Source organism: Allobosea sp. LjRoot237, from assembly GCF_964253285.1.
Taxonomy (GTDB): domain Bacteria; phylum Pseudomonadota; class Alphaproteobacteria; order Rhizobiales; family Beijerinckiaceae; genus Allobosea.
This window is the reverse complement of the sequence record NZ_CAXUQP020000001.1, coordinates 308,135-334,382: the sequence shown is the minus strand read 5'-3', so window position 1 is coordinate 334,382 and position 26,248 is coordinate 308,135. Positions and strand designations below refer to the sequence as shown.

The window sequence follows — 26,248 nt, the reverse complement described above, 5'->3', positions numbered from 1 at the left end:
GCGACGAAGCAATCCAGGGAGGCGTAGAGTGCTGCCGCCCCTGGATTGCTTCGCTTCGCTCGCAATGACGATGAAGCGGGCGCGTCGCGCTAGCGGACGATGACCTTCCCGCCGACCGCGGCGCGGTTGTAGAGGTCGATCGCGTCGATATTGCGCATCCGGATGCAGCCGGACGAGGCCGAGCGGCCGATCGTCTCCGGCTCGTTGGTGCCGTGGATGCGGTAGAGCGTGTCCTTGCCGTTCTGGTAGAGATAGAGGGCGCGAGCGCCGAGCGGGTTCTCCGGCCCGCCCTCCATGCCGCCGGCGCGCGGCGCCAGATGCGGCCAGCGCGCGATCATCTCGGCGGGCGGCGTCCAGCGCGGCCACTCGGCCTTGCGCTGCATCACCGCCGTGCCAGTCCAGCCGAAGGCCTCGTCGCCGGTCGCGACGCCATAGCGGATCGCCTTCTTGCCCGGCAGGACGAAGTAGAGGAACTTCTCGGTGGTATCGACGATGATCGTGCCAGGCTCTTCGCCGGTCGGATCATTGATCTCGTAAGGCAGATGCGTGATCTGCGTCTCGAAATTCGGCACCAATGCCATGTATTCGGCGTCACGCGCCGACAGTGACGGCGCATGGACCGTCTTGTACTGGCAGGCGCCGAGAAGCACCGACAGGCCGAGCACCGCAACGAAAGTCTGCTTCATGGTTTCCACCGCCGATGCCGAAACGACGCTCGTTATGATGAATGCTTCGTTAAAAAACGGTGACCCGACAAGGCACGGCCCGGATCGAACGCAGACCGGTCTTACGGCTCAAATGAATCGGAGGCAATGAAGTTCCAGCCTTGCTCTGGCGTCTTGCTGCATTGCAGTGACAATATGGTCACGCTTGGGGCCTAGAGCCCGTTCCGATCCGCCTACCGACTTCGGAGACTTTGGTGTGACCACGCTTCTGATCAGCCACCCCTCCAGTCTTCGCCACGCCACGCCGCCCGGCCATCCCGAGCGCGCCGATCGGATTCGCGCCGTCGAACAGGTTCTGGAAGAGGAACGATTCGCGCTTCTGCAGCGTGCCGAGGCACCGGAGGGCACGCTCGCGCAGGTCTTGCTCTGCCACCCCGCCGCCTATGCCGATGCGATCATTGCGGCCGCTCCGCAGGACGGGCTGGTGCAGATCGACGCCGACACGATCATGTCGCCGGGCACGCTTCCTGCGGTCCTGCACGGCGTCGGCGCCGCCGTGCATGCCGTCGACGAGGTGATGACCGGACGCGCGACCAACGCCTTCAGCGCCATGCGCCCGCCCGGCCACCATGCCGAAAGCGACAGGGCGATGGGCTTCTGCTTCTTCAACAACGCCGCCATCGCCGCGCGCCATGCGCAGCGGGCCCATGGCGCCGAGCGCGTCGCCATCGTCGACTGGGACGTCCATCACGGCAACGGCACGCAGGAGATATTCTGGGACGACGCCAGCGTGCTCTATGCCTCGACCCATGAGATGCCGCTCTATCCCGGCACCGGCGCCCCCTCCGAACGCGGCCAGCACGGCACCATCGTCAACGCGCCGCTCAGGTCCGGCGATGGGACCGATGCCTTCCGCGATGCCTTCGAGAGCGCGATCCTGCCGCGGCTCGAGGCCTTCCAGCCCGATCTCGTCATCATCTCGGCTGGTTTCGACGCGCATTGGCGCGACCCGCTCGCCAACCTCAATCTGAAGGAAGCGGACTTCACCTGGGCGACGCAGAAGCTGATGGAGCTCGCCGACCGCCATGCCGGCGGCCGCCTCGTCTCGATCCTGGAGGGCGGCTACGATCTCGAGGGCCTGTCGAAATCGGCCGCGGCTCATGTCACCGCATTGATGCGGGGCTGAACCCGATCTTCCGGCTCGCAAGGAACTGCGCCGTCTTTCCGGGGCTTCGCGCAGCGAAGAGCCCGGAACCCAGAACCGATGCGGCCTTCAGAGAAGCGGGGACATCGCCGCCCTACGATAAAGGACATCGGCTCTGGGTTCCGGGCTCGGGCCTGCGGCCCGCCCCGGAAAGACGGTGGTGCTTTTGCTGCCGATTCGTGCGGCGCTCACTCCAGTGGCGCGGTCTCGGCGATCTCGATGCCGAAGCCGGAAAGACCGACGAAGGCGCGGGTCGAGGATGCCAGGTTGATGATCGAGGCGACGCCGAGGTCGCGCAGGATCTGGGCGCCGAGGCCGACCTCGCGCCATTGCTGTGAGCGCAGCGCGTCCGAGCCCTCCTCGCCCTCGACGCTCTTGATCGGCACCCCGGCCGAACCGTCGCGCAGATAGACCAGCACGCCCTTGCCCTCCTGCTGAAAGCGGCGCAGCGCGCACTGGATCGAGGACGCGCCGCCGAGCACGTCGGCCACGACATTGGCGCGATGCAGCCGGGCCGGCACCTTCTCGCCATCGCCGAGCTTGCCCATGACGAAGGCGAAATGCTGGGTGTCGTCGAAGGGCGTGATGTAGACATGGCCGGTCATCTCGCCGAACGCGGTCTTGACCGGGAAGGAGTGGACCCGCTCGACCAGCTTCTCGCGCGCCTGGCGATAGGCGATCAGGTCGGCGACGGTGATCTGCTTGAGCCCGTGCTTCTGGGCGAAGGCGGTGATCTGCGCGCCCTTCATCACCGTGCCGTCGTCATTGGCGAGTTCGCAGATCACGCCGACCGGCGGCAGGCTGGCGAGCTTGCAGAGGTCGACGGCGGCCTCGGTATGGCCGGAGCGCATCAGCACGCCGCCATCCTTGGCGATCAGCGGGAAGACATGGCCCGGCCGCACGAAGTCGGCGGCGCCCATATTGCCGTTGGCGAGCGCCCGCACCGTGTTGGTGCGCTGCTCGGCCGAGATGCCGGTGGTCAGTCCATGCTTGACGTCGACGGTGATGGTGAAGGCGGTGCCGAGCGGGGCATCATTCGACGAGACCATCGGGTCGAGCCGCAGGCGGCGGGCCTCGCCCGCGGTCAACGGCGCGCAGACGATACCGCAGGTATTGCGGATGATGAAGGCCATCTTCTCCACCGTGCAGAGCGAGGCGGCGACGATGAGATCGCCCTCGTTCTCGCGGTCGTCGTCATCGGTGACGATGACGATCTCGCCGCGCGCGAAGGCTTCGACGGTCTCGGCGACATTGCTGGCGATCATGGCGGCCTCGCGTGGGCTCTGCAGGCCCAGAAAGTCGTTCGGGGTGACGGCGCCGCCGGTCGCGGCGGCGATGCGCTCGGCGCTCTCGCGTGAAATCCAGGCGGACGGATCGTTGCAGAGCGCGGTGACGCTCGCCGGCGACAGGTCGACCTGCCGCGCAAAGGCGCTGCGGCCGGTCTTGGTTTGCTGGAGCCAAGCGTCGAGCTTCATGAGGCGAAGCTAATACGCCCTCGCTTCATTCGCAATGAAGGTGATAAAATTTTTCAGTGATACTAAAATCAAACGCTCGAGACCCTACCCGTCATGGTCGGGCTCGTCCCGACCATCCACGTCTTCTTTCACCAAGTACGGTGGTCAAGACGTGGATGCTCGCCACAAGGGCGAGCATGACGGTGGAGTATCCAGACACCCCTTACTGCCCGAACGGCCAACGCGGCTCGACGACGCCGACCTGGGCGCGATGGCGCAGATACTGGTCGGCCAGCACGCAGGCGACCATCGCTTCGCCGACCGGCACGGCCCGGATGCCGACACAGGGGTCGTGCCGGCCCTTGGTGAACATCTCGGCCTCGCCGCCGGTGCGGGTCACCGTGGCGCGTGGCGAGAGGATCGACGAGGTCGGCTTCACGGCGAAGCGCGCGACGATCGGCTGGCCGGTCGAGATGCCGCCGAGGATGCCGCCGGCATGGTTGGAGAGGAAGAGCGGCTTGCCGTCATTGCCGGCGCGCATCTCGTCAGCGTTCTCCTCGCCGGAGAGCTCGGCGGCGGCGAAGCCCTCGCCGATCTCGACCCCCTTGACCGCGTTGATGCTCATCAGCGCCGCGGCGATCTCGGCGTCGAGCTTGCCGTAGATCGGCGCGCCCAGGCCCGCCGGCACGCCCTCGGCGACGATCTCCAGCACCGCACCGATCGAGGAGCCGGATTTGCGGATGCCGTCGAGATAATCGGCGAAGCGCTCGGCCGCCTTTGCATCTGGGCAGAAGAACGGGTTGCGGCCGATCTCCTCCCAGTCCCAGTTGCCGCGATCGACCTTGTGCGGCCCCATCTGGACCAGGGCGCCACGCACCACCATCCCCGGCACGACCTTGCGGGCGATCGCGCCGGCCGCGACCCGCATCGCCGTCTCGCGAGCCGAGGAGCGGCCGCCGCCGCGATAATCGCGGATTCCGTATTTCACGTCATAGGTGAAATCGGCATGGCCCGGCCGGTACTTGTCCTTGATCTCGGAATAATCCTTTGAGCGCTGGTCGACATTGTCGATCATCAGCCCGATCGAGGTGCCGGTGGTGACCAGCTCGCCGCTGGTCTCATCGGCAAAGACGCCGGAGACGATGCGGACTGCGTCCGGCTCCTGGCGCTGCGTCGTGTAGCGCGACTGGCCCGGCCGGCGCCGGTCGAGCTCGCGCTGGATCTCGGCCTCGCTCAGCGGGATCAGCGGCGGGCAGCCGTCGACGACGCAGCCGATCGCAGGCCCATGGCTCTCGCCGAAGGTGGTGACGCGGAAGAGGTGGCCGAAGGTGTTGTGCGACATGAGGACCCGGTAAGGCTAGAGCGCTCGCTTCTTATCCGGTTTCAGGCAGCGGTGGCAGCCCCTGAAACGGATCAAGCGCCGCGACGTCCAGAGGCGAGAAATGCCGCAGATTTCTGGTCAGCACGGTCAGGCCGTGTACATCCGCCGTTGCCGCAATGGCGATGTCTTCAAAACCGGGGCTATGCGCCCTTGCCTGATCGAGCAGGCGGCCAGCACGATGTGCGCAACGCAGATCGAATGGCAGCACCTTCGCTCCGTAGAAATGCTCGACCGCCTGCCACCACTCGGCCAGCGCGCGCGCCTTGGTGCCCGCGCCCTCTCGCTCGGCCTTTACGACCCCGGCCGCCACCTCCGCTGCCGTGATGACCGAGAGGAACAGATAAGGGCTCGCCCGATCGAGCCAGGCGGCGAGCTCTCCCGCAGCAGCTCGCTTCGAGGGGGCCAACGCCGAGATCACGTTGGTATCGAGGAGGAACATCAGAGATCGACGGGTCGGCTCGGCCCTCTGTGGCGCTCGGGAATATCTTCCGGCTCGCCCGGAAAGGCCGCCAGCAGGCGTCCGAAGCTCGGCGCGCGCGCCAGCCGCTCATAATCCTCGAACGACAGGATGACCGCATCCTTGCGGCCATGGCGCGTGATGATCGAGGGCGTTCCACCTACCGCCTGATCCACCACCGCGGAAAGCGTCGCCTTGGCGTCTTTGAGTTGGATCTCCCGCATCACCACCTCCGATATGACTACTATGGTCATATATTGCCGAAGTGGGCTGAGAGCAAGTCGATCCGCGTAATGGAACGGCTCGTCGCTCGCTCGACCTCAGTGCCCAGCCGCCGGCACCGCCGGCGCGCCTTCCCAGCGCGTGTTCGCCGGGATGTTCTCGCCCTTCATGATCACGGTGAGCAGGCCGATCTGGGCGTAGTCGCCAACATGGGTGTCGTAGAGCACCGTTGCGCCGGCGCCAACGCAGACGCCCTTGCCGAGATGGACGCGGCCGACCTTCATCACCCGGTCCTCGTAGAGATGGGTCTGCAGCGCCGAATGGGCGTTGACGGTGCAGAAATCGCCGACCTTGATGCAGTCGAACTCGGTGATATCGGTCGAATCCAGCCAGACGCCCTGGCCGTATTGCGCACCGAACAGGCGCAGGAACCAAGGCAGGAACGGCGTGCCGCGCAGATAGTCGAGCAGCACCTTGCCGCCGAGGCCCCAGTAGAGCACCGAGACCGCCTCGGTGCGCATCGCCCAGAACGACCACATCGGCTTCATCACCGGCTTGTAGACGCCCATCAGCAGCCATTTCATCAGCGCGCAGATCAGCGCCTGGACGACCGCGATGACGACGGCGCAGCCCATGAACGCAAGAGCCAGGCCGGTCCAGTCGCGGTCGAATATCTTCTGCTGCAGCACGAGATCGACGGCGATGGTGCCGAAGGTGATGAACAGCATCGCCGGGAAGGAGGTGTGCAGCGCCTCGAAGCCGGCGCGCGCCAGTTGCTTGCCGAGCGAGGGCTTGTAGGTCCAGTCGGCGCCGAGATCGACCTTCTGGCGCGTCGGCAGCTTGATCGGCGGCGAGCCGAACCAGGTGTCACCGGGCGACATCAGCTCGTTGGCCGGCGGCTTCGACTTGATGCCGATCAGCACCTTGTCGGGGATGACGGAGCCGGGCGGCACCACCGCGTCATTGCCGACGAAGACCTGCTCGCCGGTCGTGGTCATGGCGAGGCGCATATAGCCGCGGCGCATGTCCTCGTCGCCGAAGATCACCTCGTCGGCGATGAAATTGCCGGCGCCGATGCCGGTCAGGTCGTAGCGGCCCGACAGGTTGGTCGAGATCTCGGCGCCCTTGCCGATGCCGGCGCCCATCATCCGGTACCAGAAGCGCATGTAGATCGTCGCGAACAGCGAGGACAGCGTCTCCAGCGTCACCTCGGTCGCCAGTGCCACCGTCCATTTGCGGGCGTAGAAGCCGGAATGGATCGAGTATGAGCCGGAGGAGACGCGCGGCAGGATCGCCCAGCGCAGCGCGGCGATCAGGAAGACGGTGATGGAGATGAGGCCGATCGCCGTCGGCCAGGTCAGGATCGGCAGGTACCAGAGATAGCTGATGTCGGACCAGGTCGAGACCCAGTCATCGATCCTGTCGAACAGCCAAAAGGCCGGGAAGATCGGCAACAGGCTGATCGGCGGCAGGACGATCAGCATGACCACGTAGAACAGCGTCATCGCCGCCCGGCGCCGCCCGCTCGCCTCGGCTTGCGGCGGCAAGGCCTCGAGATCGACCATGCCGGTCTTGCGCGCCGGCGAGCCATCCCAGATCTCGGCCGCGCCGATCTGAGCCCCCGGCGCGATCGCGGTCAGGTCGCCGATCTCGGCATGGTCGCCGACTTGGCAGCCATGGCCGAACACCACCGAGGAGCCGGCATAGACATCCTTGCCGATGCTGATGCGGCCGATGATCAGGTTGGCGCCGATCGCCTCGGCATTGGCGAAGGTGGTCTTCGAGCCGAGTGTCGTGCCGTCGCCCAATTCGACGAGGTCGACGGCGCCGGCCTCGTAATCGGAAATGATGACGTCGCGCCCAATCTTCGCGCCGAGCAGGCGCCAATAGAAGCGCATCACCGGCGTGCCCTGCAGCCATTTGATGTGCACGAGCCCGGCGACGCGGGAGGCGAACCACCAGCGGAAATAGTAGACCCCCCAGAGCGGGTAGATTCCGGGCGTGGTGCGGCCGAGCACCAGCCATTTCAGGCCGATCGCGATGAAGCCGGTGATGATGGTGATCGCGACATAGATGCCGAGCAGCGCGAAGACCTGCGCCATCGCCGACAATTCCTCGCCGGAGAGCAGCATGTAGCTAACGAAGATGCCGAGCCACTGCGCCGTCGACAGGCTGATGATGATCGGCAGCGCCACAGCCTGCGCCAGCCCGCAGAGGAAGCGGCGCAGCAGCGGCGGCGGCGTGAAGGAGAGATCCTCCTCGGCCCGCACGCCGCGCGAAGCGAGCAGCTCCGCCATCGCCCGCAAGGTGCGCGCGCCATAGACATCCTGCAGGGTAATGCCGGCATAGGCCGGCGTCTCGCGCACGATCGAGATGAAGCGCGCCGCCAGCAGCGAATGGCCGCCGAGATCGACGAAGAAGTCCGCTTCCAGCGGCAGGGCCTGTGCCCCCAGAACGCGCTTGGCCGCGTCGAGCAAAGCGGCCTCGGTCTCGTTGCGCGGCGGCTCCTGCTCGCCGCTAGCGGCCGGCGCCGTCAGGGGCGCCGCCTTCAGCATCTTGCGGTCGATCTTGCCGGAGACCATGCGCGGCAACGAGCCGATCGGCTCGAAATGCGCTGGAATCATGTAGGGCGGCAGCTTCTCGCGCAGCGAGGCGCGCAGCACCGTTCCCTCGATCTGCACGCCGGGCTCGCCGACGAGGAAGGCGACGAGCCGCTCGATGCCGTCATCGGTCCGCAGCACCACCGCCGCCTGGCTGATGCCGGCCTCGTCCGAGAGCGCCGTCTCGATCTCGCCGAGCTCGACGCGGAAGCCGCGGATCTTGACCTGGTCGTCGATACGACCGTGGAAGACGATGTTGCCGTTCTCATCGAGGCTGACGGCATCGCCGGAACGGTAAAGGATCGGATCGCCGCCGCTGCCGCCGAACGGATTGGCGATGAACTTCTCGGCCGTCAGCTCCGGCCGCAGATGGTAGCCCTTGGCGACGCCCGGGCCGCCGATCAGCAATTCGCCCTGCTGGCCGACGCCGGTCAGCATCATCTCCTCGTCGACGATATAGGCGGTGTAGTTCGGGATCGGTCTGCCGATTGTCACCGTATCGCCCGGCTCGACCGGGGCGGCGGTCGCCACCACCGTCGCCTCGGTCGGCCCATAGGTGTTGAAGATGCGCCGGCCCGGCTTCGACCATTTCTGCACGATCGAGGGCGGCAGCGCCTCGCCGCCAAGCAGGATCAGCGTCAGCGAAGGCACGTCGGCTGGCAGGATGCCGAGCAGGGTCGGCACCGTGTCGATCACGGTGACGCCGGCCTCGGTCAGGACCGCAGGCAGCTTCTCGACGTCGCCCATCATCTGCGGCGTCGCGACGAACAGGGTCGCGCCGACGAGATAGGGCGTCCAGATCTCTTCCATCGACAGGTCGAAGGCGACCGAGGCGCCTTGGAAGACCACGTCCTCCGGACCCATGCCGTAGAGCGCGTTCCCGGAGCGCAGGAAATGACAGATGTTGCGCTGGCTGATGACGATCGCCTTGGGCGTGCCCGTCGAGCCCGAGGTGTAGATCAGGTAGGCGGGGTGGTCCTGGGTCAGCCCCGGCGCCCGCGCCGGCAGTGCCTGGCCGTCGTTCGCCTCGGCAAGCTGCTGCGGGCACCAGACCACGCGTTCCGTCGCCGCGGCACGCGCTTTCCAATCGGTCTGTGTCACCAGACCCTTGGCATCGGCATCGTTGAGGCAGATGGCGATGCGCTCGACCGGCGCTTCCGCATCGAAGGGCAGCCAGGCGGCGCCGGAGAGCGTGATCGCGATCTGCGCCACGAGCAGGTCGATGCCGCGCGGCATCCACAGACCGACCATGTCGCCCGGCCCGACGCCCGCGAGCGCAAGGCCGCGGGCCTGCGCCTGCGCCTCCACCCAGACCTGCGCATAACTCAGCCGGCGCTCGCCGGAGATCATCGCGATATGATCGGGGCGCGCCGACACGCTCGCCGCGAAGATCTCGGCAAGCACCTCGTCGCGCAGCAACTCCGGCCGCTTCTCGCCCGCCAGCATCGCGAGCGCGGTTGCGCCTGAATCGGCGGTGCCCGCCGATGTCGTGATGTCGTTCATCCTGCCCCGCCGCAGGTCCCGGCGTTGCGCCTGGACTGCACTTCACGCCGAACGCCCGCCTCCCCGCGACGACGCGTCCGTAAATCCCAGGCCGGACACCCGCAGCCGCGCGGAAGCTCGCCTGCCGACCGTACATGAGCAGACTTGGCTTAACCGCTGCTGAACGGCAAGCGTGAAGACGTGGGTGCGGTCAAGTGTCCGCCCGCCGCCTGCGCCCGACTGTCACATCCACGTCGCCTTGCCGCCCTCGACCACCAGGATCTTGCCCTGCCAGATCTCGACGCGTGCGGCATCGACCGTGCCGACCGCGCCGATCAGGGCCAGCACCGCCCGCGCGACGCCGCCATGGCTGACCATCACCGTATCGGGCGCCAGCCCTTCGAGGACCGGCCGGATGCGTTCGGCCAGCATGCGGTAGCTCTCGCCGCCCGGCGGCACGAAGCCCCATTTGTCGCGCTCGCGGGCCTGGGCGAGCTCGCGCTCGCTCTTGCGGATCTCGCGCCAGGTGAAGCCTTCCCAGTCGCCGAAGGTCAGCTCGCGCAGACGCTCGTCGATGCGGAACTCCTGCTGCGGCAGGTCGAGCTCGCGGCGCAGGATCGTCATGGTCTCGCGCGCCCGCTCCATCGGCGAAGAGAGATAGTCCACGGTGGCGTAATCGGGCGTCAGCGCCTTGAGCCGGCGCGCCGCCTCTTCGGCCTGCATGCGACCGAGCCCATTGAGCGGGATGTCCTTTCCGCCTTGCAATCGGCCCTCGCGATTCCAGTCGGTCTCGCCGTGGCGAACGAGGAAGAGGCGACCGGGAATCGTCAAGACAGTCATGCCCCGCCTCATGCACGCTGAGGCCCAGCGCGTCAAAGCGACGAAAGCGCCGCAGGGCTAGCCTCGCGGCCTCGTGAGCTTTGTGGTGGCCGCGCATCGAAGCCCTGTGTAAGAGGCAGGTTCTCGCATCGCTCGATCGCCGCATGAACGCCACGCTCATACTGCCGGACGGCCGCAGGCTTAGCCTCGGCGCCAGGCCCCTGCTGATGGGCGTGGTCAACGTCACCCCGGATTCCTTTTCCGATGGCGGCCTCTTCGCCGACCCTGCGGTTGCGGTCGCACACGGGCTGAAGCTGGCGCAGCAAGGCGCTGACATCGTCGATGTCGGTGGTGAATCAACCCGGCCCGACCACGTCCGCCTCGATGCGGACAGCGAGCTCGCCCGGGTCATGCCGGTGATCACGGGCATCGTCGCCCAAAGCGACATTCCGATCTCGATCGACACCTACAAGGCCGAAGTCGCCGAAGCGGCATTGAAGGCCGGCGCCTCGATCGTCAATGATGTCTGGGGCGCCCAGCGCGATCCCGCCATTGCCGGCGTCGCCGCCCGCCATGGTGCGCCGATCATCCTGATGCACAACCGCGAGGAGGTCGATCCCGGCCTCGACATCCTCGCCGACGTCATGCGCTTCCTCGAACGCTCGATCGCGATCGCCACCGAGGCCGGCGTGCCGCGCAGCCAGATCGTCGTCGATCCTGGCATCGGCCGCTTCGGCAAGACCGCCGAGCAATCGCTGCTGCTGATGAAGGAGCTCGGTCGCCTCGCCGAACTCGGCTGCCCGGTCCTGCTCGGCGCTTCGCGCAAATCGGTGCTCGGCCATGTCACCGGCAAGGCGGTTCCGGCGCAGCGCGTCGCCGCCAGCATCGCCGCGCATCTCTACGGCGTCACGCAAGGCGCCGCCATCATCCGCGCCCATGACGTCGACGAGCATGTCGATGCGCTGAAGATCTGGGCAGCGATTGGAGAAGCACGATGAGCGCGACCGGGCAGATCTTCATCGAGGCGCTCGACCTCTACGCCTATCACGGCCATTTCGCCGAGGAGGGCCGGCTCGGCCAGCGCTTCTCGATGGACCTCGTCCTCGATTGCGACCTGCGCGCGTCCTCGCTCAGCGACGCTCTCGCCGACACGGTCGACTATGGCGAGGTCGTCGGCCTGGTCACGCGCACCTTCTCCGGCAAGCGCTTCAAGCTGCTGGAAGCAGCCGCGCGGGCGCTGGCCGAGGCGATCCTGGCGGAATATCCGGCAGTGACCAAGGTCGCGGTCACGCTGCGCAAGCCGGCTCCACCCATTCCCGGCCGGATGGAATCGGTCGGCATCAAGCTGGATTTCACGCGTGAGCGTTGAGGCGACGCTCGGCCTCGGCGGCAATCTCGGCGATCCGGTCGCGGCCTTCGCGGCAGCGCTGGCACGGCTGTGCGATCACACCGCCGTCGAGCTGAAGCGCACCTCCTCGGTCTGGCGCACGGCGCCCTGGGGCAAGCTCGACCAGCCGGAATTCCGCAATATGGCGGTGCTGATCGAGACCTCGCTATCGGCCGACAACCTGCTCGCGCTCTGCCTCGCGATCGAGCGCGAGAGTGGCCGCGAGCGCCGCGAGCGCTGGGGTCCGCGCACGCTCGACATCGACATCCTGACCTATGGCGAAGAGACGATCGACCAGCCCGGCCTGCAGGTTCCGCATCCACGCATCGCCGAGCGGGCCTTCGTGCTGGCGCCGCTCGCCGAGATCGCGCCGGAACTCGTCATCGGTGGATGCAGTGTGGCTGGACTCCGCGACGGCCTGGCCGACCAGACGGTACGGCACGACGACGAGGCGACGGAGCGTCTGCGGCTCCTGCAAGCCGATTAACTGTCCCCCCAACGTTTCTGCGACGAGCGATTGCGCCACTACGGCAATCGGCGCACGAGGGGCTGGCGCAGGATAAAAATCGAGAACCTGGCTCAGGGGATGCTGACAGATGACAATTGCTCGCCCATTCGCCGTGGCCATGGCCGCGTTGCTCATGATCGCGCCCGCTTTGGCGAAGAACTTCGCGGTCCCGACCAAGAACCCGGCCATCACCATCACCGTGCCCGACAACTGGAAGACCCAGGAAATCGAGTTCGGCTATTCGGCTCGCCCGCAGGATGAGTCGGTCTTCTTCTCTGTCGAGTTCGCCAGTGCCCGCAACATCGACAAGATGATGGCGACCAACGACGCCTGGATGAAGGAAAACAAGATCAAGAAGGTCGAGCCGATCAAGGCTGAAGCACCGCTCAACGGTATCTCGGCGACCATCTTCCAGTATCGCACCACTGACGAGAACGGCCCGACCATGGTCGATTTCATCCTGCTGCCGGCCGGTGAAAGTCGCGTCATCATGCTGACGGTCTGGGGCTCGGACGAAGAGCGCGAAGGCCATGGCAAGGAACTCGACGCCATCTTCGGAAGCATCAAGTCGATCAACTGACGACACTTGAACCCGTCATCCAGGGCACGCAGAAGCGGCGTCGCCCCTGGATGGCGGTGGCGCCGGAACGCTCGCGGCGATTTTTTCAGGCTGCCCGGCCGTCCTCGAGAATCCGCGGGCCGGCCGAAACGCTGCTCTTTCGAAAGTTGACCAAGCGCGACGCGCCTGATCTCACTCGCCCTTGTCGAGCGAGATGTCCGGCGCGGTCGGAACCTTCATGCCGACGACATGGTAGCCGGCGTCGACATGCATGATTTCGCCAGTGATGCCGCGCGACATGTCGGAGACCAGGAAGACCGCGGTCTCGCCGACCTCCTCGATGGTGACGGTGCGGCGCAGCGGCGAGTTGTACTCGTTCCACTTCAGGATGTAGCGGAAATCGCCGATGCCCGAGGCCGCCAGTGTCTTGATCGGCCCGGCCGAGATCGCGTTGACGCGGATCTTCTGGGGGCCGAGATCGGCAGCGAGGTACTGCACGCTCGATTCCAGCGCCGCCTTGGCGACACCCATGACGTTGTAATGCGGCATCCACTTCTCGGCGCCGTAATAGGTCAGCGTCAGCAGCGAGCCGCCATCCGGCATCAGCTTCTCGGCGCGCTGCGTGATCGCCGTGAAGGAATAGCAGGAGATCAGCAGCGACTTCGAGAAGTTCGCCTCGGTCGTGTCGACATAGCGGCCGGTGAGCTCGTCCTTGTCGGAGAAGGCGATGCAGTGGACGACGAAGTCGAGCTTGCCCCAGAGCTTCTCGACCTCGGCGAAGACCGCGTCGATCGTCGCGCCGTCAGTGACGTCGCAATGGCCGACGACATGCCCGCCGAGCTGCTTCGCCAGCGGCTCGACCCGCTTCTTCAGCGCATCACCCTGATAGGTGAAGGCAAGCTCGGCGCCGGCATCCGCGGCCGCCTTGGCGATGCCCCAGGCGATCGAGCGGTTATTGGCGACACCCATGACGAGACCGCGCTTGCCCCGGAGAAGGTTGGCGGTCGGGGCGGCGCTGCTGGATTCAGGCATCTGAGACCTTCGAACTGGACGAACCGGCAAAAGAGAACCGGACGGTCTCATAACTGAGGCGGCGAAGCTGTGAAAGCTTCGTCTGCCGAAATCCTGTTCAGCCCGCCCGCGCCTTCATCAGCGCAGTCAGCTCGGCGTCTTCGGCCGGCATCTCGATATCGATCGAGACGAACAGGTCGCCACGCTCGCCTTTCTTCTCGCCCGGCAGCCCCTTGCCACGCAGGCGGAACTGGCGCGCCGTGCCGGTCAGCGGCGGCACATTCATCTCGACGGCGCCGCCGAGCGTCGGGACATGGATCGGCCCGCCCAGCACCGCGGTGACGAGCGGCACTGCGACACGCGTGCGCAGGTTGGCGCCATCGACGGTGAAGCGCGGATCGGGCCGGACCTTGATCGTCATCAGCACATCGCCGGTCTCGCCGGTGAGTGGGTGCGTCTGGCCGAGGCCACGCAGGCGCATGACCTTGCCGTCGGCGACACCTTCGGGGATCGTCACCTCGACCTCGCGCCCGCCCGGCAGCTTCACCCGGCGCATCGCGCCATTGACCGCTTCGGCCAGGTTGACCTCGAGCGTGAAGCTCTGTTCCGGCGGCTTCTGCGGCTGGCTCGCCCGGCCGCGTCCACCGCGCCTGGCCGCGTCGCCGAAGAGCGAGCCGAAGATGTCGGCCGGGTCGAAACCCGGATCGGCGCCACCGCGGCCGAAGGGCGCTCCGCCCCCGTCGAAGTTGAACTCGAAGCCGCCATGATGGGCGCCCCGGCGCCCGGCGCCCATGCCTTCGAACCCGGCGAAGCGCGGCTTGCCCTCGGCGTCGATCTCGCCGCGGTCGAACTGCTTGCGCTTGTCCGTGTCGCCGAGGACTTCGTAGGCGGTGTTCAGCTCGGAGAAACGCTCCTGCGCCTTGGGATCGCCCTGGTTGCGGTCGGGATGCAGGTCCTTGGCGCGGCGGCGATACGCCTTCTTGATCTCGGCCTCATCGGCCGATTTCGCCACGCCCAGAACCTGATACGGATCACGCATTCAAAAACACCCCCGGAGGATTCGTATTCCGGCGTAGCGGAACCGCCTCCTAGATGGGAAGACTGTGGCGTCTTGGCAACAGGAATCCTAAGCAGAGTCCAGCTGGAAACTCGCTATGGCACGCCAGGTGGCGGTGTTTTTGAGAACCGGAGCGCAGCGGACATTGGTCCGTGAGCACCGGAAGCGCAGAAAACGCCGTCAGATGGCTGCCGAAGTAGAGTTTCCAGGTGGGCTCTCAGGCCGCGCCTTTCCACGGTTTTGCATCCTTGACCACCCATTCACCGCCGGAGGGACGGCAGGCGGTCCCCTGCAGCTTCACCGGACCGGTCTGCAGGCTCATCGAGGCCAGGAAAGCGCGGCAGATCTCGTCCGATTTCAGGAACGGGCCGCCGACCGGCGTGAACATCCCCTTCATGCCGCTTTGGGCATTGTCCCAGGAGACCGGCGCGCCATTGCCCTGCGGATCGAGCGCCAGCGCCAGCGCGCCTTCGGCCCGGCGCCAGTCCTCGGGACCGAGATCGGGAGCCAGATTGGCGAGTGGGCTCCTGCCCTCGACGGCACGGGCCGGCAGTACCGAGGCCGTCGTCATCGCGACCTCGTCCTCGGCCTTGCTCGACAGGCCCATGATCGGGAACGAGATCGAGCAGCCAGCCGCCGCGAGTCCAACTAGCAGCGCACCGGTGAGCGATGCCCCGCGCGCAAGGGGACTGCGCTCACGCGGCCTCTGGCCCCCTCGCCCGCGCGCTCTATATATGACTGCCAACTCAAATCGCATTACGGATCGCGCTCGCCCAACGCTTCCTGAACCTATCGAGGACTAAGCACGTGAATGCGTTAATGAGCGGTGACTTCACCGAGGCGAACGAGCCTTTCGCCCTGTTCGAGAGCTGGCTGGAGGAGGCCAAGGCCTCCGAGCCGAACGACCCCAACGGCATGGCGCTCTCGACGGTCGACGCCGACGGCCTGCCCAATGTCCGCATGGTCCTGCTCAACGGCCGCGGCCCCGACGGCTTCGTCTTCTACACCAACACGCAAAGCCAGAAGGGCGAGGAGCTCGACCGCCAGCCCAAGGCGGCTGCGCTGTTCCACTGGAAGAGCCTGCGCCGGCAGATCCGTATCCGCGGCCCGGTCAGCCGCGTCAGCGACGCCGAGGCGGACGCCTATTTCCAGTCGCGTCCGCGCGACAGCCGCATCGGCGCCTGGGCCTCGCAGCAATCCCGCCCGCTCGAGAGCAGGTTCGCGCTTGAAAAGGCGGTGGCGAGCTATGCGCTGAAATTCGGCATCGGCGAGATTCCGCGTCCGCCACACTGGACCGGTTTTCGCATCGCCCCGGTGTATATCGAATTCTGGCGCGACGGCGCCTTCCGTCTGCACGATCGCATCGTCTTCCGCCGCTCCGCCCCGGGCGAAGCCTGGACGAAGGCGCGGCTCTACCCCTGATGCCTGGCAACGAGTTCAGTGATTACATCGTCTATGTCGACGAAAGCGGTGATCACAGCCTGACTGCGATCAACCCGCAGAATCCTGTTTTCGTGCTCGCGTTCTGTATCATTGAAAAGGCGGCCTACTACGACACCATCGTCCCGCGCATGCAGAAGCTGAAGTTTGACTTCTGGGGCCACGATTGCGTCATCATGCATAGCCATGACATTCGCAAAGCGAAGGGCGACTTCAATATCCTGCTGAATGCGCGAACACGCGCTGCGTTCGTCGAGCGGATGAACGCGACGATGGAGGATTTGCCGTTCACAGTGATCGCGGCAGTTATCGACAAGCCGCGTCACCGAGCACGCTATGCGAACCCCAGAAACCCCTATGAGATCGCTCTCGCCTTTTGTATCGAGCGCCTTCAGCATTGGCTGCGCGAGCGTAATCAATCCGAACCGTTGACCTATATCGTGGTCGAGCGGCGTGGGGCTGCTGAAGATGCCAAGCTCGAATTGGAGTTCAGGAGGATCGCCGACGGTCAAAATGCATTGGGTCGAATCGACAATCTGGCCATCCGATTCATGGACAAGCGCAACAATTCAACCGGCTTGCAGCTCGCCGATCTGGTCGCGCATCCGATAGGTCGGCACGTTATTGATCCGGCCCAGGCCAACCGTGCTTTCGAGCTGATCGAACCCAAGCTACGCCGTGGCCCAAATGGTCGCGTACCTGGTTATGGTCTCAAAATATTCCCTTGAAAGCGAAGGGCCCCGAGGAGTTCCCCGAGGCCCAGCGCCGAACGAGCATTCCCGTTCCATTTACATGATAGCTAGTGAATTGATCATAAAAAGTCAAGTAAAAATTCCTATGTCAGCCAACGCAGAATCGGTAAATCGGAGCAAATAGCCCAAATGGCCATGCCGAAATTCGACTTTCCGAAAACGGAACCGGGCAAGCGCCCGGTGATGCTGCTGACCGGCGCCAGCCGCGGCATCGGCCACGCCACGGTCATGCAGTTCGCCATGGCCGGCTGGCGCATCCTGTCCTGCTCGCGCCAGACCTTCTCCGACAAATGCCCCTGGCCGTCGGGTGCCGACGACCATGTCCAGATCGATCTCGGCGACCCCGAGGACACCATGCGCGGCATCGCCGAGATCAAGAAGCGGCTCGCGGCCGAGGGCGGCAAGCTCAATGCGCTGGTCAACAATGCCGGCATCTCGCCCAAGGGGCCGAAGGGCGGGCGGCTCGGCGCTGCGACGACCTCATTCAACGACTGGCACCAGGTCTTCCAGGTCAATTTCTTCGCGCCGATCATGCTGGCGCGCGGCTTGCTCGACGAGCTGACCGCGGCGAAGGGCGCGATCGTCAACGTCACCTCGATCGCCGGTTCGCGCGTCCACCCCTTCGCCGGCGCCGCCTATGCGACCTCGAAGGCGGCGCTCGCCAGCCTGACCCGCGAGATGGCGGCCGATTTCGGGCCGCTCGGCATCCGGGTGAACTCGATCTCGCCCGGCGAGATCGACACCGCCATCCTCTCGCCCGGCACCGAGAAGATCGTCGCGACCCTGCCGCTCGGGCGGCTCGGCAAGACCGAGGAGGTCGCCAAGGCGATCCATTTCCTCTGCACGGACGCCTCGAGCTACGTCACCGGCGCCGAGCTGCACATCAATGGCGGGCAGCACGTGTGAGTGACGAGAGCGGCGGGCAAGACGGCGGGCAGGTCATCCGCTTCCCCAACCCCGCTCGCGCGGCAGCACGCCCGGTGCTCGCCGCCTCGATCGCCGTCTTCCGTGACGGCAAGGTCCTGCTGGCGACACGGACCAAACCGCCAGCCGATCAGCTCTGGTCACTGCCTGGCGGCAAGGTCGAGGCCGGCGAGAGCCTGGAAGCGGCGGCATTGCGCGAGCTCGAGGAGGAGGTCGGCGTCAGCGCCCGCATCCTCGGCTTCAACCGTCATGTCGAGATCGTCGGCCGCGATCCGAAGGGCGTCGTCACCCACCATTTCGTCATCGCGTCCTATGTCGGGGAATGGCTCTCCGGCGAGCCTAAGCCCGGCCCCGAGGCCGGTGCGGTGATGTGGGCCGATCCGCTGAAGCTCGGAGGCCTGCCGACGACGCGCGAGCTCGCAAACGTGCTGCGCCGCGCCGCCGCCATCGTCACGCGCGGCACTGGTGCATGACGAGGCGAGCGCTCGCAGCCCTGCTTCTGGCCGTGCTTGCCGCGAACCCAGAGGCGTTGCTGGCGCAGGCACGGCGGCCGGCGCAGCCGCAGCAGCGGCCCGCCGAGCCGCCGCCGGCAGAGCCCGAATCACCGCCGCCGCCCTATGAACCACAACTGCTGAAGCTCGCCGAGATCATCGGTTCGCTCGCCTATCTGCGCACGCTCTGCGAGACCCGCGAGGCACAGGACTGGCGCGAACGGATGGCCGCGCTGCTCGAATCGGAAGGCCGCAGCCCGCAAAGGCGCGAGCGGCTGGCGAGCGCCTATAATCGCGGCTATCGCGCCTATTCGGCGACGCATCGCACCTGCAGCGACGGCAGCCAGGAGGCCTCGGCCCGCCTCGCCGTAGAGGGTGAAAAGCTGGCCAAGGCGCTCGCCAGCCGCTTCGGTGGCTAGAGCCGGATCCGTCTCTGACTTTAGTTTAGAGCCTCGGACCGAAAAATGGATGCCACTTTTCGGAGCAATCCGATGCTCCGGCAAAGGATGGATCGCCATTTTGCGTTCGACAGGACGCACGGCGATCCAGTTTCGGCACGAGGCTGCGCCATTCTTAGGCAGAATTGTCCCCCGTGAATTAACCTTTCTTAAAGACCGTGATGGCGCCCGCCGGCTGTGCCTCGTATCCTTGGTATGCAAATCACTGGAATGGTCACGGCTTGCGCCAGGCCCGTTCCGTCCGACAGGTCTCTTTCGACGCCGGGTTCTGCTGCCTTCATGTCCGCTCTCTCCGACGACCTGCCGCTCGACCCGACCCTCGCCGAGGACGTCAAGGACGCCCGGCACGTCGCCTATAGCTATGTCGAGGACGCCTTCGCCGAGGCGCGCCAGGACGGGCTCGATTCCGATGCGCTCGCCCATGCCGCCCTGTTCGCGGCGATGCGCACGCTGGTCGAGACTTATGGCGAGGAAGCGACCGCTGTCTTCGCCGAGGCCCTGCCCGAGAAGATCCGCAACGGCAGCTTCACCATCGGCACGCGCCACTAAGCGTCCTGCTCGGGCTTGCCCCGAGGCTGCCCGCTTCCATTCGGACGATGTTCCAAAAGCTCTCAAGCAGGCGGTAAGAAGACTCTCACACGCGGGGAACCCTCTCCTGGAAGGAGAGGGCAGGGTGAGGTGTAGGCCGTTCGACCAGTTCCGCGAGCGCTGACCGCGCGACCGGGTTCCAGCCAACGTTTCCAGTCCGAACACCTCACCCCTGCCCCCTCTCCTTCCAGGAGAGGGGTTCCCCCGCTTACCCCATCTGCCGGCGCGCCGTCTGCGCCCGGCTGAGCAGCAAGTCACGCTCGCGCCGATTCCGGGTCATCTCGGCGGCGCGCGTGAACTCGGCCTCCGCCTCGTCGTAACGGCAGAGCTTGAACAGGAAGTCGGCGCGCACGCTCGGCAGCAGATGGTAGTTCTTCAGCGCAGGAGCGCCGGCGAGCGCATCGACCAGCGCCAGCCCCGCCGCCGGCCCATCCGCCATCGAGACCGCGACGGCGCGGTTGAGCTCGATCACCGGCGAGGGTGTCAGCGCGCCGAGTGCGCCATAGAGCGACGCGATCCTGCGCCAATCGGTCTCCTCGGCGGTGTGGGCACGGGCATGGCAGGCGGCAAGCTCGGCCTGCAGGACGTAAGAGCTGGGCGCAGTGGAAAGCCTCCGCGCCGTATCGAGCGCCTTGAGGCCATGGTTGATCAGCAGGCGATCCCAGCGGGCCCGGTTCTGGTCGAGCAGCAACACCGGCTCACCCTCGGAACCGATCCGGGCCCGCAGGCGCGAGGCCTGCAGCTCCATCAACGCGACGAGGCCGTGCACCTCGGGTTCCTGCGGCGCGAGACCAGCAAGAATGCGCCCGAGCCGCATCGCTTCCTGACACAAGGCCGGGCGCACCCAGTCCTCGCCGCCGGTCGCGGCATAGCCCTCGTTGAAGATCAGGTAGACCACCTCCAGCACCGAGGCGAGGCGGTTCGCCAGCTCGGGCCCATGCGGCACCTCATAGGGCACCTTGGCCTCGGCCAGCGCCTTCTTCGCCCGGACCAGGCGCTGGGCCATGGTCGGCTCCGGCACCAGGAAGGCCCGGGCGATCTCCTCGGTGGTGAGGCCGCCGATCAGGCGCAAGGTGAGCGCGAGCCGCGCCTCGACCGCGAGCACCGGATGGCAGGCGGTGAAGATCAATCGCAGCAGGTCGTCGCCGAGCTCGTCGTCGAGCGCCTCCTCGATCCCGGCGGTCGGGTCGGCCTCCTCGTCGAGATCGCGGCCGATCTCGTCATGCTTGCGCTGCAGCATCTTGGCGCGCCTGAGGCCGTCGAGCGCGCGGTGCTTGGCGGCCTGCATCAGCCAGGCGCCGGGATTGCGCGGCACGCCCTCGCCCGGCCATTGCTGGAGCGCGGCGACGAGCGCGTCCTGCGCCAATTCCTCGGCCCGGCCGACATCGCGGGTGACCCTGGCGAGGCCCGCAATCAGCCTGGGGGCCTCGATCCTGAAGACCGTCTCGATCGCGCGGTGTGCATCGCTTGCCGTCATCGGCTGCGATACACACCATCAGCGATCGTCTCTGGCAAGCAGCTCAGATTCCCTTCCCCCCGCTTGCGGTGGGGAAGGGTTAGGGATGGGGGGCCGCAAAGCAGGGCTCGGGACGTCTTCCAGCGCGCACCAAGCGGCACTGCCCCCCACCCAACCCTCCCACCGCAAGCGGGGGGAGGGCTATCGCTCTCAGCACGCCGTGTCCTGTCCGAAGCGAACACTCAGCCGTTGTCGCCGACCTCGCTCTTCAGGCGCTTCCAGGCCGCATCGGCCTCGGGCGAGACCGCGTCCCCGAAATCGGCCAGGTCGATGACCGGGCGGATCTCGATCTCGGACGGCCCAGGCATCGGGTTGGGGCAGCGCTTGACCCAGGCGATCGCCTCTTCGAGCGACTTGCACTCCCAGATCCAGTAGCCCGCGACGAGCTCCTTGGTCTCGGCGAAGGGCCCGTCGACGACGGCGCGCTTCTCGCCGTCGAACTGCACACGCGCGCCCTTCGCGCTCGGCTGCAGGCCGTCGCCGCCCTTCATGATGCCGGCTTTCACCAGCTCTTCATTATAGGCCATCATCGCATCGACCAGTTCCCGGGTCGGCGGGGCACCGGCTTCGCTGTCCTTGGTCGCCTTGACCAGCACCATGAAACGCATCGGTCTTCTCCGTTTAGCTGGAGTGGTGCGGGCCTCGCCTCGCACCCTCCGGATTGAATGGAAGTCTGAACCTTCGGCCGGTCAGCCGGCGAGTTTTGCCGCCTCGGCTCGCACACGCTCTTCCTGCTCGCGCAGCTCGGGCGTCAGCGCCTCGCCGAAATCCTCCATCTCGAAGATCGGGCGCAGCTCGATCTCGGTGCCGCCGTCGAAGGGCGCGCGCTTCAGCCACTCGACCGCCTCGTCGAAGGAGCGGACCTGCCAGATCCAGAAGCCGGCGAGCAGCTCCTTGGTCTCGGCGAAGGGGCCGTCGATGATCGTCCGCTGCGAGCCCTGGAAGCGCATGCGCAGCCCCTTCGAGCTCGGATGCAGCCCGTCCATCGCCAGCATCACGCCGGCCTTCACCAGCTCCTCATTATAGGCGCCCATCTTGGTGAGCATGTCTTCGCTCGGCATCACGCCGGCTTCGCTGTCCTTGCTGGCCTTGACCAGAATCATCACGCGCATCGGTCTTCTCCTTGAAGCAGAAGGGCGGAGGCGATGCCTTGCGCCTCCGTTTCGGTTCGATTTGCCTGGATCGGAGCGTCAGCCGCCGAGCTTGGCCGCCTCGGCACGCACACGTTCTTCCTGCTCGCGCAGCTCCGGCGTCAGCGCCTCGCCGAAATCCTCCATCTCGAAGATCGGGCGCATCTCGATCTCAGTGTCGCCGTCGAAGGGGGCGCGCTTCAGCCATTCGACCGCCTCGTCGAAGGAGCGGACCTGCCAGATCCAGAAGCCGGCGAGCAGTTCCTTGGTCTCGGCGAAGGGACCGTCGATGATCACCCGCTGCGAGCCCGAGAAGCGCATGCGCAGCCCCTTCGAGCTCGAATGCAAACCCTCGCCCGCCAGCATCACGCCCGCCTTCACCAGCTCCTCGTTATAGGCGCCCATCTGGGCGAGGATCTCCTCGCTCGGCATCACGCCGGCTTCGGTGTCCTTGTCGGCCTTGACCAGAACCATCACGCGCATCGGTCTTCTCCTGTCTGTCGGGTTGGTTTTGCTTCGCTATCGGGCGGGAGAAATCCCGCCTCTGTCTTCACGTCGAACGAGGAACGCCCCGATCGACAGGCTCTGAAGAAAATTCAGCCCCTGGCCGCATATTTTTCGCGGCGGGCGATTTCGGCGGCGCTCGGCTCGGCGAACTCGAATGATCCCGTGGTGACCTCGCCCTCGCGGCGATAGGTCGCCATCAGCACGCCGGTGCTCGAGGCGCTGCTCTCGACGAGCTTGAACGCGGCGGGCATGGCGCCCGAGCCGAACAGGCGCTTGCCCTTGCCGAGCACGACCGGGAAGGTCAGCAGCGTGATCTCGTCGACCAGGTCCTTCGCCAGCAGCGCCTGGATCAATTCGCTCGAGCCCTGCAGCAGGAGCTTCGGCCCATCCTGCCGCTTCAGTGCCGCGACTTCTGCGGCGGGATCGCCACGCAGCGCGACGGTGTTCTGCCAGGTCAGCGTCTGCGGCTCGGAGGTCGCGACATATTTGGTGATGGCGTTGAACTTGACCGCGATCGGATCGTCGCCGGCATAGGGCCAGTGCGCCGCGAAGATGTCGTAGGTCCGGCGGCCGAGCAGCAGGTCGAACTTGTCGGTCAGGACCTTGTCCATGACCTTGCCCATCGCATCGTCCCAGTGGTGGAAGGTCCAGCCGCCATGGCTGAAGCCGCCCTGCGGATCCTCCTGCGGGCCGCCCGGCGCCTGCATGATGCCGTCGAGGGACACGAAGGTGGCGGCAACGACTTGTCTCATCTGATGTCTCCCGAACTTGCGGAAGCTCGTCCCGCATCACTTCTCCGAAGCTCGGGCGGAGGCGCAATGACCTGCGACCTCCGCTGCTTCTTGCTGACACGTCGAACGGCACATCGCCGGATCGACAGCGTCCCGAAAAAAATTCTGCGATCGGCTCCTGGCGAAGGACGGCACCCGAATCCTGGCTCGGCTGCCGCAGCGGTTGAGCCCCGGGGCGAAGCACCCTAACTATCGGGGCGAACGGCGCCCGCGCCGAAACAGCGATCGCTGAAAGAGCCCTGCCATGCCGGCAACCAGACTGGTCGACCGCGGCGTCATCCGCGTCAGCGGCGACGAAGCCCGCGATTTCCTCGAGAACATCGTCACCAACGCGATGGAGACCGTCACGCTCGAACGTGCCGGGTACGGCGGGCTGCTGACACCGCAAGGCAAGATCATCGGCGATTTCTTCGTCGTCGCGGTCCCGGGCGCCGAGGGCGGCGGCTTCCTGCTCGACACGCCCTTGGTCCAGACCGCCGACCTGATGAAGAAGCTGAAGCTCTACAAGCTGCGCGCCAAAGTGACGCTCGATGATCTCAGCGAGACCACTGCCGTGATCGCCGCGACCGATGGCGGCACGCTGCCGGCCGATGCCGGGCTGGTCTATGCTGATCCACGCCTGCCAGAGCTTGGCGAGCGCGCTATCGTCGACCTGGATGGCGCCGACGAGCTCGTGGATGCCAGCCTGGACGCGTACCACGCCCACCGCATCGAGCTCGGCATTCCCGATGGCGGCCGCGACTTCATCTATGGCGACGCCTTCCCGCACGAGGCGCTGTTCGATCAGCTCGGCGGCGTCTCCTTCAGGAAGGGCTGCTATATCGGCCAGGAGGTCGTCTCGCGCATGCAGCACCGCGGCACCGCTCGCTCCCGCGTCGTGCCTGTTGTCTTCAGCGAGGGCTTGAATCCGGAGGACGGCGTCGAGGCCAGCGCCGGCGGCAAGCTGCTCGGCCGCGTCGGCTCCTGTGCCGGCGGCCGCGGCCTTGCCTTGCTCCGGCTCGACCGCGTGGCGGATGCGCTCGCCGCCGGCCACGAGCTCGACGCGGGCGGCCTCGCCTTCACGCTGGCGAGCAAGCCGGCCTTCATCCGTTTCCCCTATCCCGGCGAGCCGGAATTCGGAGCGGCAGCATGAGCGGGCGCGAGGCGGTCGAGGGCCCCGACGGCAAGTATCGCTGCATCTGGCCGGGGAGCGATCCGCTCTATCTTGCCTATCACGACACCGAATGGGGCGTGCCGGAATATGATTCCCGCACGCTCTGGGAAAAGCTGATGCTCGACGGCTTCCAGGCCGGCCTGTCCTGGATCACCATCCTGAGGAAGCGCGACGCCTTCCGCGCCGGCTTTTCCGGCTTCGAGCCTGAGACGGTCGCCCGCTTCGGCGAGGCCGATGTCCAGCGCCTACTGACCGATGCCGGCATCGTCCGCCATCGCGGCAAGATCGAGGGCACGATCCGCAACGCGCAGGCCTATCTCAGGCTCAGCGAGAAGGGGCCGTTCACCGATTTCCTCTGGAAGCATCTCGACGGGCGGGTGATCCAGAACGCCTTCCGGACCCATGAGGACGTGCCGGCGGAGACCACCGTGTCCAAGGCGATCTCCAGGGAGCTCAAGGCCGCCGGCTTCACCTTCTGCGGCCCGACCATCGTCTATGCGGTGATGCAAGCCTGCGGCATGGTCAACGACCACCTCACCGGCTGCTTCCGCTGGCAGGAATGCGCGGCACTGGCCCGCGACACGCGCCCCGCTGCCTGAGATGTCGGCAACGCGATTTCACCGTCATTCCGGGCAAGCGAAGCGCAGTCCCGGAATCCATCGTAGAGCGCAACGCCCTCCGATGGATTCCGGAGCTGCGTCGCTGACGCGACTTGTCCGGAATGACGGGCGGGGGCGTCGGGTGGAAACGCCGTGACCCGTCCCTCGCCCCCGCCGCGCGCCTGGCAGCGCATGCTCTCGGGCCGTCGGCTCGACCTGCTCGATCCCTCGCCACTCGATGTCGAGATCGAGGACATCGCCCATGGCCTCGCCCGCGTCGCCCGCTGGAACGGCCAGACGCGTGGCGCGCATTCCTTCTCGGTGGCGCAGCATAGCCTGCTGGTCGAGGCGATCGCCGGGCATCTCAACCCGGACTGGCCGCGCGAGTGGCGGCTGATGGCGTTGCTGCACGATGCGCCCGAATACGTCATCGGCGACATGATCTCGCCGTTCAAGGCGGTGATGGGCGATGCCTACAAGGGCGTCGAGCTGCGCCTGCTGGCGGCGATCCATCTGCGCTTTTCCCTGCCTGCGGCGACGCCGGCCGTGCTGAAGCGCAAGGTCAAGGATGCCGACAAGATCTCGGCCTTCCTCGAGGCGACCGAGCTCGCCGGCTTCGAGCGCGAGGAAGCGCTACGCTTCTTCGGCCGCCCGCAGGCCCTGCCGCGGGAGGTGCTGGCGTTGATCGAGCCGCAAGCGACGGAGCAGGCGCAGGCGGCGTTCCTGAAACGTTTTGCGGAGTTGACAGGATAAGGCGCGGGGAACCCCTCTCCTGGATGGATTCCTCTGCGAAAGGGTTGCGGACGGAACCCCTCCCCCTTGTGGGGAGGGGCAGGGGTGGGGGTCGCAAAGCCGGAGTGATCGGCTGAACCAGACCATACCGTCGCCGCTGCCAAGCCTCGTTCCTGCTGGCGATCACCAGGCGGCACCACCCCCATCCCCAACCCTTCCCCACAAGGGGGAAGGGAGGAGCTCAGCGATCGGCCCTTTCGCAGAGGAATCCGGATGGGAGAGGGGTAGGGGTTAGGGACCGCCGCTGAATAATTGAAACGAGGCAGTGCCGCTGCGCCTTCTATAGTTAGGGCAGGCCCCT

Annotated in this window: 29 protein-coding genes; 14 read left to right on the top strand and 15 right to left on the bottom strand. The window is 66.4% G+C overall.

Annotated features, from left to right (window positions below; genetic code table 11):
• Positions 1-89: 89 nt before the first annotated feature.
• Positions 90-686 carry a L,D-transpeptidase gene (locus ACSQ24_RS01530; RefSeq protein ID WP_436092981.1) on the bottom strand — a complete coding sequence of 199 codons (597 nt, stop codon included), beginning with the start codon at positions 684-686 and terminating at the stop codon, positions 90-92.
• 235 nt (positions 687-921) lie between these two features.
• Between ACSQ24_RS01530 and ACSQ24_RS01525 the strand changes: the two genes are divergently transcribed.
• On the top strand, positions 922-1,851 hold the full coding sequence (locus tag ACSQ24_RS01525; protein ID WP_436092980.1) for a histone deacetylase family protein: 930 nt from the start codon (positions 922-924) through the stop codon (positions 1,849-1,851).
• 206 nt (positions 1,852-2,057) lie between these two features.
• Here ACSQ24_RS01525 and ribB read toward each other — a convergent pair whose 3' ends face one another.
• The 6 genes from ribB to ACSQ24_RS01495 form a co-directional block, all read right to left on the bottom strand.
• Positions 2,058-3,344 carry a 3,4-dihydroxy-2-butanone-4-phosphate synthase gene (ribB, locus tag ACSQ24_RS01520; protein ID WP_436092979.1) on the bottom strand — a complete coding sequence of 429 codons (1,287 nt, stop codon included), beginning with the start codon at positions 3,342-3,344 and terminating at the stop codon, positions 2,058-2,060.
• A 202-nt stretch (positions 3,345-3,546) separates the two neighbouring features.
• On the bottom strand, positions 3,547-4,665 hold the full coding sequence (gene aroC / locus ACSQ24_RS01515) for a chorismate synthase (protein ID WP_436092978.1): 1,119 nt from the start codon (positions 4,663-4,665) through the stop codon (positions 3,547-3,549).
• A 31-nt stretch (positions 4,666-4,696) separates the two neighbouring features.
• Positions 4,697-5,143, bottom strand: coding sequence for a type II toxin-antitoxin system VapC family toxin (locus ACSQ24_RS01510; protein ID WP_436092977.1), 447 nt, complete (start codon positions 5,141-5,143; stop codon positions 4,697-4,699).
• Positions 5,143-5,385 (bottom strand): type II toxin-antitoxin system Phd/YefM family antitoxin, encoded by a 243-nt coding sequence (locus ACSQ24_RS01505; RefSeq protein WP_436092976.1) that lies wholly within the window; start codon positions 5,383-5,385, stop codon positions 5,143-5,145. Before ACSQ24_RS01505 ends, ACSQ24_RS01510 begins: the two co-directional genes overlap by 1 nt.
• 96 nt (positions 5,386-5,481) lie before the next feature.
• Positions 5,482-9,486 (bottom strand): Pls/PosA family non-ribosomal peptide synthetase, encoded by a 4,005-nt coding sequence (locus tag ACSQ24_RS01500; RefSeq protein WP_436092975.1) that lies wholly within the window; start codon positions 9,484-9,486, stop codon positions 5,482-5,484.
• A gap of 222 nt (positions 9,487-9,708) precedes the next feature.
• Positions 9,709-10,305, bottom strand: a complete 597-nt coding sequence (locus ACSQ24_RS01495; protein WP_436092974.1) for a histidine phosphatase family protein — start codon at positions 10,303-10,305, stop codon at positions 9,709-9,711.
• A 143-nt stretch (positions 10,306-10,448) separates the two neighbouring features.
• On the opposite strand from ACSQ24_RS01495, the gene folP reads away from it, so the two are divergent.
• The 4 genes from folP to ACSQ24_RS01475 all read left to right on the top strand — a co-directional run bounded on the left by folP (position 10,449) and on the right by ACSQ24_RS01475 (position 12,759).
• Complete coding sequence (gene folP, locus ACSQ24_RS01490) at positions 10,449-11,282, top strand: dihydropteroate synthase (protein ID WP_436092973.1); 834 nt, start codon at positions 10,449-10,451, stop codon at positions 11,280-11,282.
• On the top strand, positions 11,279-11,653 hold the full coding sequence (folB, locus tag ACSQ24_RS01485; protein ID WP_436092972.1) for a dihydroneopterin aldolase: 375 nt from the start codon (positions 11,279-11,281) through the stop codon (positions 11,651-11,653). Before folP ends, folB begins: the two co-directional genes overlap by 4 nt.
• Positions 11,643-12,158, top strand: a complete 516-nt coding sequence (gene folK, locus ACSQ24_RS01480) for a 2-amino-4-hydroxy-6-hydroxymethyldihydropteridine diphosphokinase (RefSeq protein WP_436092971.1) — start codon at positions 11,643-11,645, stop codon at positions 12,156-12,158. The genes folB and folK overlap by 11 nt, the downstream gene beginning before the upstream one ends.
• A 109-nt stretch (positions 12,159-12,267) precedes the next feature.
• The gene (locus ACSQ24_RS01475; RefSeq protein ID WP_436092970.1) at positions 12,268-12,759 is read left to right on the top strand and encodes a hypothetical protein; all 492 of its coding nucleotides are present in this window, start codon (positions 12,268-12,270) and stop codon (positions 12,757-12,759) included.
• Between the two features lie 171 nt (positions 12,760-12,930).
• Here ACSQ24_RS01475 and fabI read toward each other — a convergent pair whose 3' ends face one another.
• From fabI to ACSQ24_RS01460, 3 genes are all read right to left on the bottom strand, one after another.
• Positions 12,931-13,770, bottom strand: coding sequence for an enoyl-ACP reductase FabI (gene fabI, locus ACSQ24_RS01470; RefSeq protein ID WP_436092969.1), 840 nt, complete (start codon positions 13,768-13,770; stop codon positions 12,931-12,933).
• 97 nt (positions 13,771-13,867) lie between these two features.
• The gene (locus ACSQ24_RS01465) at positions 13,868-14,788 is read right to left on the bottom strand and encodes a DnaJ C-terminal domain-containing protein (RefSeq protein WP_436092968.1); all 921 of its coding nucleotides are present in this window, start codon (positions 14,786-14,788) and stop codon (positions 13,868-13,870) included.
• 235 nt (positions 14,789-15,023) lie between these two features.
• Complete coding sequence (locus ACSQ24_RS01460) at positions 15,024-15,413, bottom strand: RT0821/Lpp0805 family surface protein (RefSeq protein ID WP_436092967.1); 390 nt, start codon at positions 15,411-15,413, stop codon at positions 15,024-15,026.
• A 212-nt stretch (positions 15,414-15,625) separates the two neighbouring features.
• Between ACSQ24_RS01460 and pdxH the strand changes: the two genes are divergently transcribed.
• From pdxH to ACSQ24_RS01430, 6 genes are all read left to right on the top strand, one after another.
• The gene (gene pdxH, locus ACSQ24_RS01455; protein ID WP_436092966.1) at positions 15,626-16,228 is read left to right on the top strand and encodes a pyridoxamine 5'-phosphate oxidase; all 603 of its coding nucleotides are present in this window, start codon (positions 15,626-15,628) and stop codon (positions 16,226-16,228) included.
• Positions 16,228-16,974, top strand: coding sequence for a DUF3800 domain-containing protein (locus tag ACSQ24_RS01450; protein WP_436092965.1), 747 nt, complete (start codon positions 16,228-16,230; stop codon positions 16,972-16,974). The genes pdxH and ACSQ24_RS01450 overlap by 1 nt, the downstream gene beginning before the upstream one ends.
• Before the next feature lie 207 nt (positions 16,975-17,181).
• Positions 17,182-17,904 carry an SDR family NAD(P)-dependent oxidoreductase gene (locus ACSQ24_RS01445; RefSeq protein WP_436097805.1) on the top strand — a complete coding sequence of 241 codons (723 nt, stop codon included), beginning with the start codon at positions 17,182-17,184 and terminating at the stop codon, positions 17,902-17,904.
• The gene (locus ACSQ24_RS01440) at positions 17,901-18,395 is read left to right on the top strand and encodes an NUDIX hydrolase (protein ID WP_436092964.1); all 495 of its coding nucleotides are present in this window, start codon (positions 17,901-17,903) and stop codon (positions 18,393-18,395) included. The genes ACSQ24_RS01445 and ACSQ24_RS01440 overlap by 4 nt, the downstream gene beginning before the upstream one ends.
• Positions 18,392-18,832, top strand: coding sequence for a TIGR02301 family protein (locus ACSQ24_RS01435; RefSeq protein ID WP_436092963.1), 441 nt, complete (start codon positions 18,392-18,394; stop codon positions 18,830-18,832). The genes ACSQ24_RS01440 and ACSQ24_RS01435 overlap by 4 nt, the downstream gene beginning before the upstream one ends.
• 318 nt (positions 18,833-19,150) lie before the next feature.
• A complete protein-coding gene (locus ACSQ24_RS01430; protein ID WP_110492788.1) occupies positions 19,151-19,420 on the top strand; it encodes a hypothetical protein in 270 nt (89 codons plus the stop codon).
• Between the two features lie 247 nt (positions 19,421-19,667).
• Here the strand turns inward: ACSQ24_RS01430 and ACSQ24_RS01425 are convergent, their stop codons facing one another.
• The 5 genes from ACSQ24_RS01425 to ACSQ24_RS01405 all read right to left on the bottom strand — a co-directional run bounded on the left by ACSQ24_RS01425 (position 19,668) and on the right by ACSQ24_RS01405 (position 23,364).
• Positions 19,668-20,936 (bottom strand): RNA polymerase sigma factor, encoded by a 1,269-nt coding sequence (locus ACSQ24_RS01425; RefSeq protein ID WP_436092962.1) that lies wholly within the window; start codon positions 20,934-20,936, stop codon positions 19,668-19,670.
• A 221-nt stretch (positions 20,937-21,157) separates the two neighbouring features.
• Positions 21,158-21,583 (bottom strand): YciI family protein, encoded by a 426-nt coding sequence (locus tag ACSQ24_RS01420; protein ID WP_436092961.1) that lies wholly within the window; start codon positions 21,581-21,583, stop codon positions 21,158-21,160.
• Positions 21,584-21,664: 81 nt separating this feature from the next.
• On the bottom strand, positions 21,665-22,087 hold the full coding sequence (locus tag ACSQ24_RS01415) for a YciI family protein (protein WP_436092960.1): 423 nt from the start codon (positions 22,085-22,087) through the stop codon (positions 21,665-21,667).
• Between the two features lie 78 nt (positions 22,088-22,165).
• Positions 22,166-22,588 carry a YciI family protein gene (locus ACSQ24_RS01410; RefSeq protein ID WP_436092959.1) on the bottom strand — a complete coding sequence of 141 codons (423 nt, stop codon included), beginning with the start codon at positions 22,586-22,588 and terminating at the stop codon, positions 22,166-22,168.
• 113 nt (positions 22,589-22,701) lie between these two features.
• Entirely contained in the window at positions 22,702-23,364 is a 663-nt protein-coding gene (locus ACSQ24_RS01405) for a dihydrofolate reductase family protein (RefSeq protein ID WP_436092958.1), read from the bottom strand.
• A gap of 283 nt (positions 23,365-23,647) precedes the next feature.
• Between ACSQ24_RS01405 and ygfZ the strand changes: the two genes are divergently transcribed.
• The 3 genes from ygfZ (at position 23,648) to ACSQ24_RS01390 (ending at position 25,908) form a co-directional block, all read left to right on the top strand.
• Complete coding sequence (ygfZ, locus tag ACSQ24_RS01400) at positions 23,648-24,535, top strand: CAF17-like 4Fe-4S cluster assembly/insertion protein YgfZ (protein WP_436092957.1); 888 nt, start codon at positions 23,648-23,650, stop codon at positions 24,533-24,535.
• Entirely contained in the window at positions 24,532-25,155 is a 624-nt protein-coding gene (locus tag ACSQ24_RS01395) for a DNA-3-methyladenine glycosylase I (RefSeq protein ID WP_436092956.1), read from the top strand. The genes ygfZ and ACSQ24_RS01395 overlap by 4 nt, the downstream gene beginning before the upstream one ends.
• 192 nt (positions 25,156-25,347) lie before the next feature.
• Entirely contained in the window at positions 25,348-25,908 is a 561-nt protein-coding gene (locus ACSQ24_RS01390; protein ID WP_436097804.1) for a YfbR-like 5'-deoxynucleotidase, read from the top strand.
• Positions 25,909-26,248 lie beyond the last annotated feature (340 nt).

Bases quoted from the DNA above. Each gene is read 5' to 3' on its own strand.
- ACSQ24_RS01530 (WP_436092981.1), bottom strand. From the start codon at position 686: ATGAAGCAGACTTTCGTTGCGGTGCTCGGCCTGTCGGTGCTTCTCGGC.
- ribB (WP_436092979.1), bottom strand. From the start codon at position 3,344: ATGAAGCTCGACGCTTGGCTCCAGCAAACCAAGACCGGCCGCAGCGCC.
- aroC (WP_436092978.1), bottom strand. From the start codon at position 4,665: ATGTCGCACAACACCTTCGGCCACCTCTTCCGCGTCACCACCTTCGGC.
- ACSQ24_RS01510 (WP_436092977.1), bottom strand. From the start codon at position 5,143: ATGTTCCTCCTCGATACCAACGTGATCTCGGCGTTGGCCCCCTCGAAG.
- ACSQ24_RS01505 (WP_436092976.1), bottom strand. From the start codon at position 5,385: ATGCGGGAGATCCAACTCAAAGACGCCAAGGCGACGCTTTCCGCGGTG.
- ACSQ24_RS01500 (WP_436092975.1), bottom strand. From the start codon at position 9,486: ATGAACGACATCACGACATCGGCGGGCACCGCCGATTCAGGCGCAACC.
- ACSQ24_RS01495 (WP_436092974.1), bottom strand. From the start codon at position 10,305: ATGACTGTCTTGACGATTCCCGGTCGCCTCTTCCTCGTTCGCCACGGC.
- folP (WP_436092973.1), top strand. From the start codon at position 10,449: ATGAACGCCACGCTCATACTGCCGGACGGCCGCAGGCTTAGCCTCGGC.
- folB (WP_436092972.1), top strand. From the start codon at position 11,279: ATGAGCGCGACCGGGCAGATCTTCATCGAGGCGCTCGACCTCTACGCC.
- ACSQ24_RS01475 (WP_436092970.1), top strand. From the start codon at position 12,268: ATGACAATTGCTCGCCCATTCGCCGTGGCCATGGCCGCGTTGCTCATG.
- fabI (WP_436092969.1), bottom strand. From the start codon at position 13,770: ATGCCTGAATCCAGCAGCGCCGCCCCGACCGCCAACCTTCTCCGGGGC.
- ACSQ24_RS01465 (WP_436092968.1), bottom strand. From the start codon at position 14,788: ATGCGTGATCCGTATCAGGTTCTGGGCGTGGCGAAATCGGCCGATGAG.
- ACSQ24_RS01460 (WP_436092967.1), bottom strand. From the start codon at position 15,413: ATGGGCCTGTCGAGCAAGGCCGAGGACGAGGTCGCGATGACGACGGCC.
- pdxH (WP_436092966.1), top strand. From the start codon at position 15,626: ATGAGCGGTGACTTCACCGAGGCGAACGAGCCTTTCGCCCTGTTCGAG.
- ACSQ24_RS01450 (WP_436092965.1), top strand. From the start codon at position 16,228: ATGCCTGGCAACGAGTTCAGTGATTACATCGTCTATGTCGACGAAAGC.
- ACSQ24_RS01445 (WP_436097805.1), top strand. From the start codon at position 17,182: ATGCTGCTGACCGGCGCCAGCCGCGGCATCGGCCACGCCACGGTCATG.
- ACSQ24_RS01435 (WP_436092963.1), top strand. From the start codon at position 18,392: ATGACGAGGCGAGCGCTCGCAGCCCTGCTTCTGGCCGTGCTTGCCGCG.
- ACSQ24_RS01430 (WP_110492788.1), top strand. From the start codon at position 19,151: ATGTCCGCTCTCTCCGACGACCTGCCGCTCGACCCGACCCTCGCCGAG.
- ACSQ24_RS01425 (WP_436092962.1), bottom strand. From the start codon at position 20,936: ATGACGGCAAGCGATGCACACCGCGCGATCGAGACGGTCTTCAGGATC.
- ACSQ24_RS01420 (WP_436092961.1), bottom strand. From the start codon at position 21,583: ATGCGTTTCATGGTGCTGGTCAAGGCGACCAAGGACAGCGAAGCCGGT.
- ACSQ24_RS01415 (WP_436092960.1), bottom strand. From the start codon at position 22,087: ATGCGCGTGATGATTCTGGTCAAGGCCAGCAAGGACAGCGAAGCCGGC.
- ACSQ24_RS01410 (WP_436092959.1), bottom strand. From the start codon at position 22,588: ATGCGCGTGATGGTTCTGGTCAAGGCCGACAAGGACACCGAAGCCGGC.
- ACSQ24_RS01405 (WP_436092958.1), bottom strand. From the start codon at position 23,364: ATGAGACAAGTCGTTGCCGCCACCTTCGTGTCCCTCGACGGCATCATG.
- ygfZ (WP_436092957.1), top strand. From the start codon at position 23,648: ATGCCGGCAACCAGACTGGTCGACCGCGGCGTCATCCGCGTCAGCGGC.
- ACSQ24_RS01395 (WP_436092956.1), top strand. From the start codon at position 24,532: ATGAGCGGGCGCGAGGCGGTCGAGGGCCCCGACGGCAAGTATCGCTGC.
- ACSQ24_RS01390 (WP_436097804.1), top strand. From the start codon at position 25,348: ATGCTCTCGGGCCGTCGGCTCGACCTGCTCGATCCCTCGCCACTCGAT.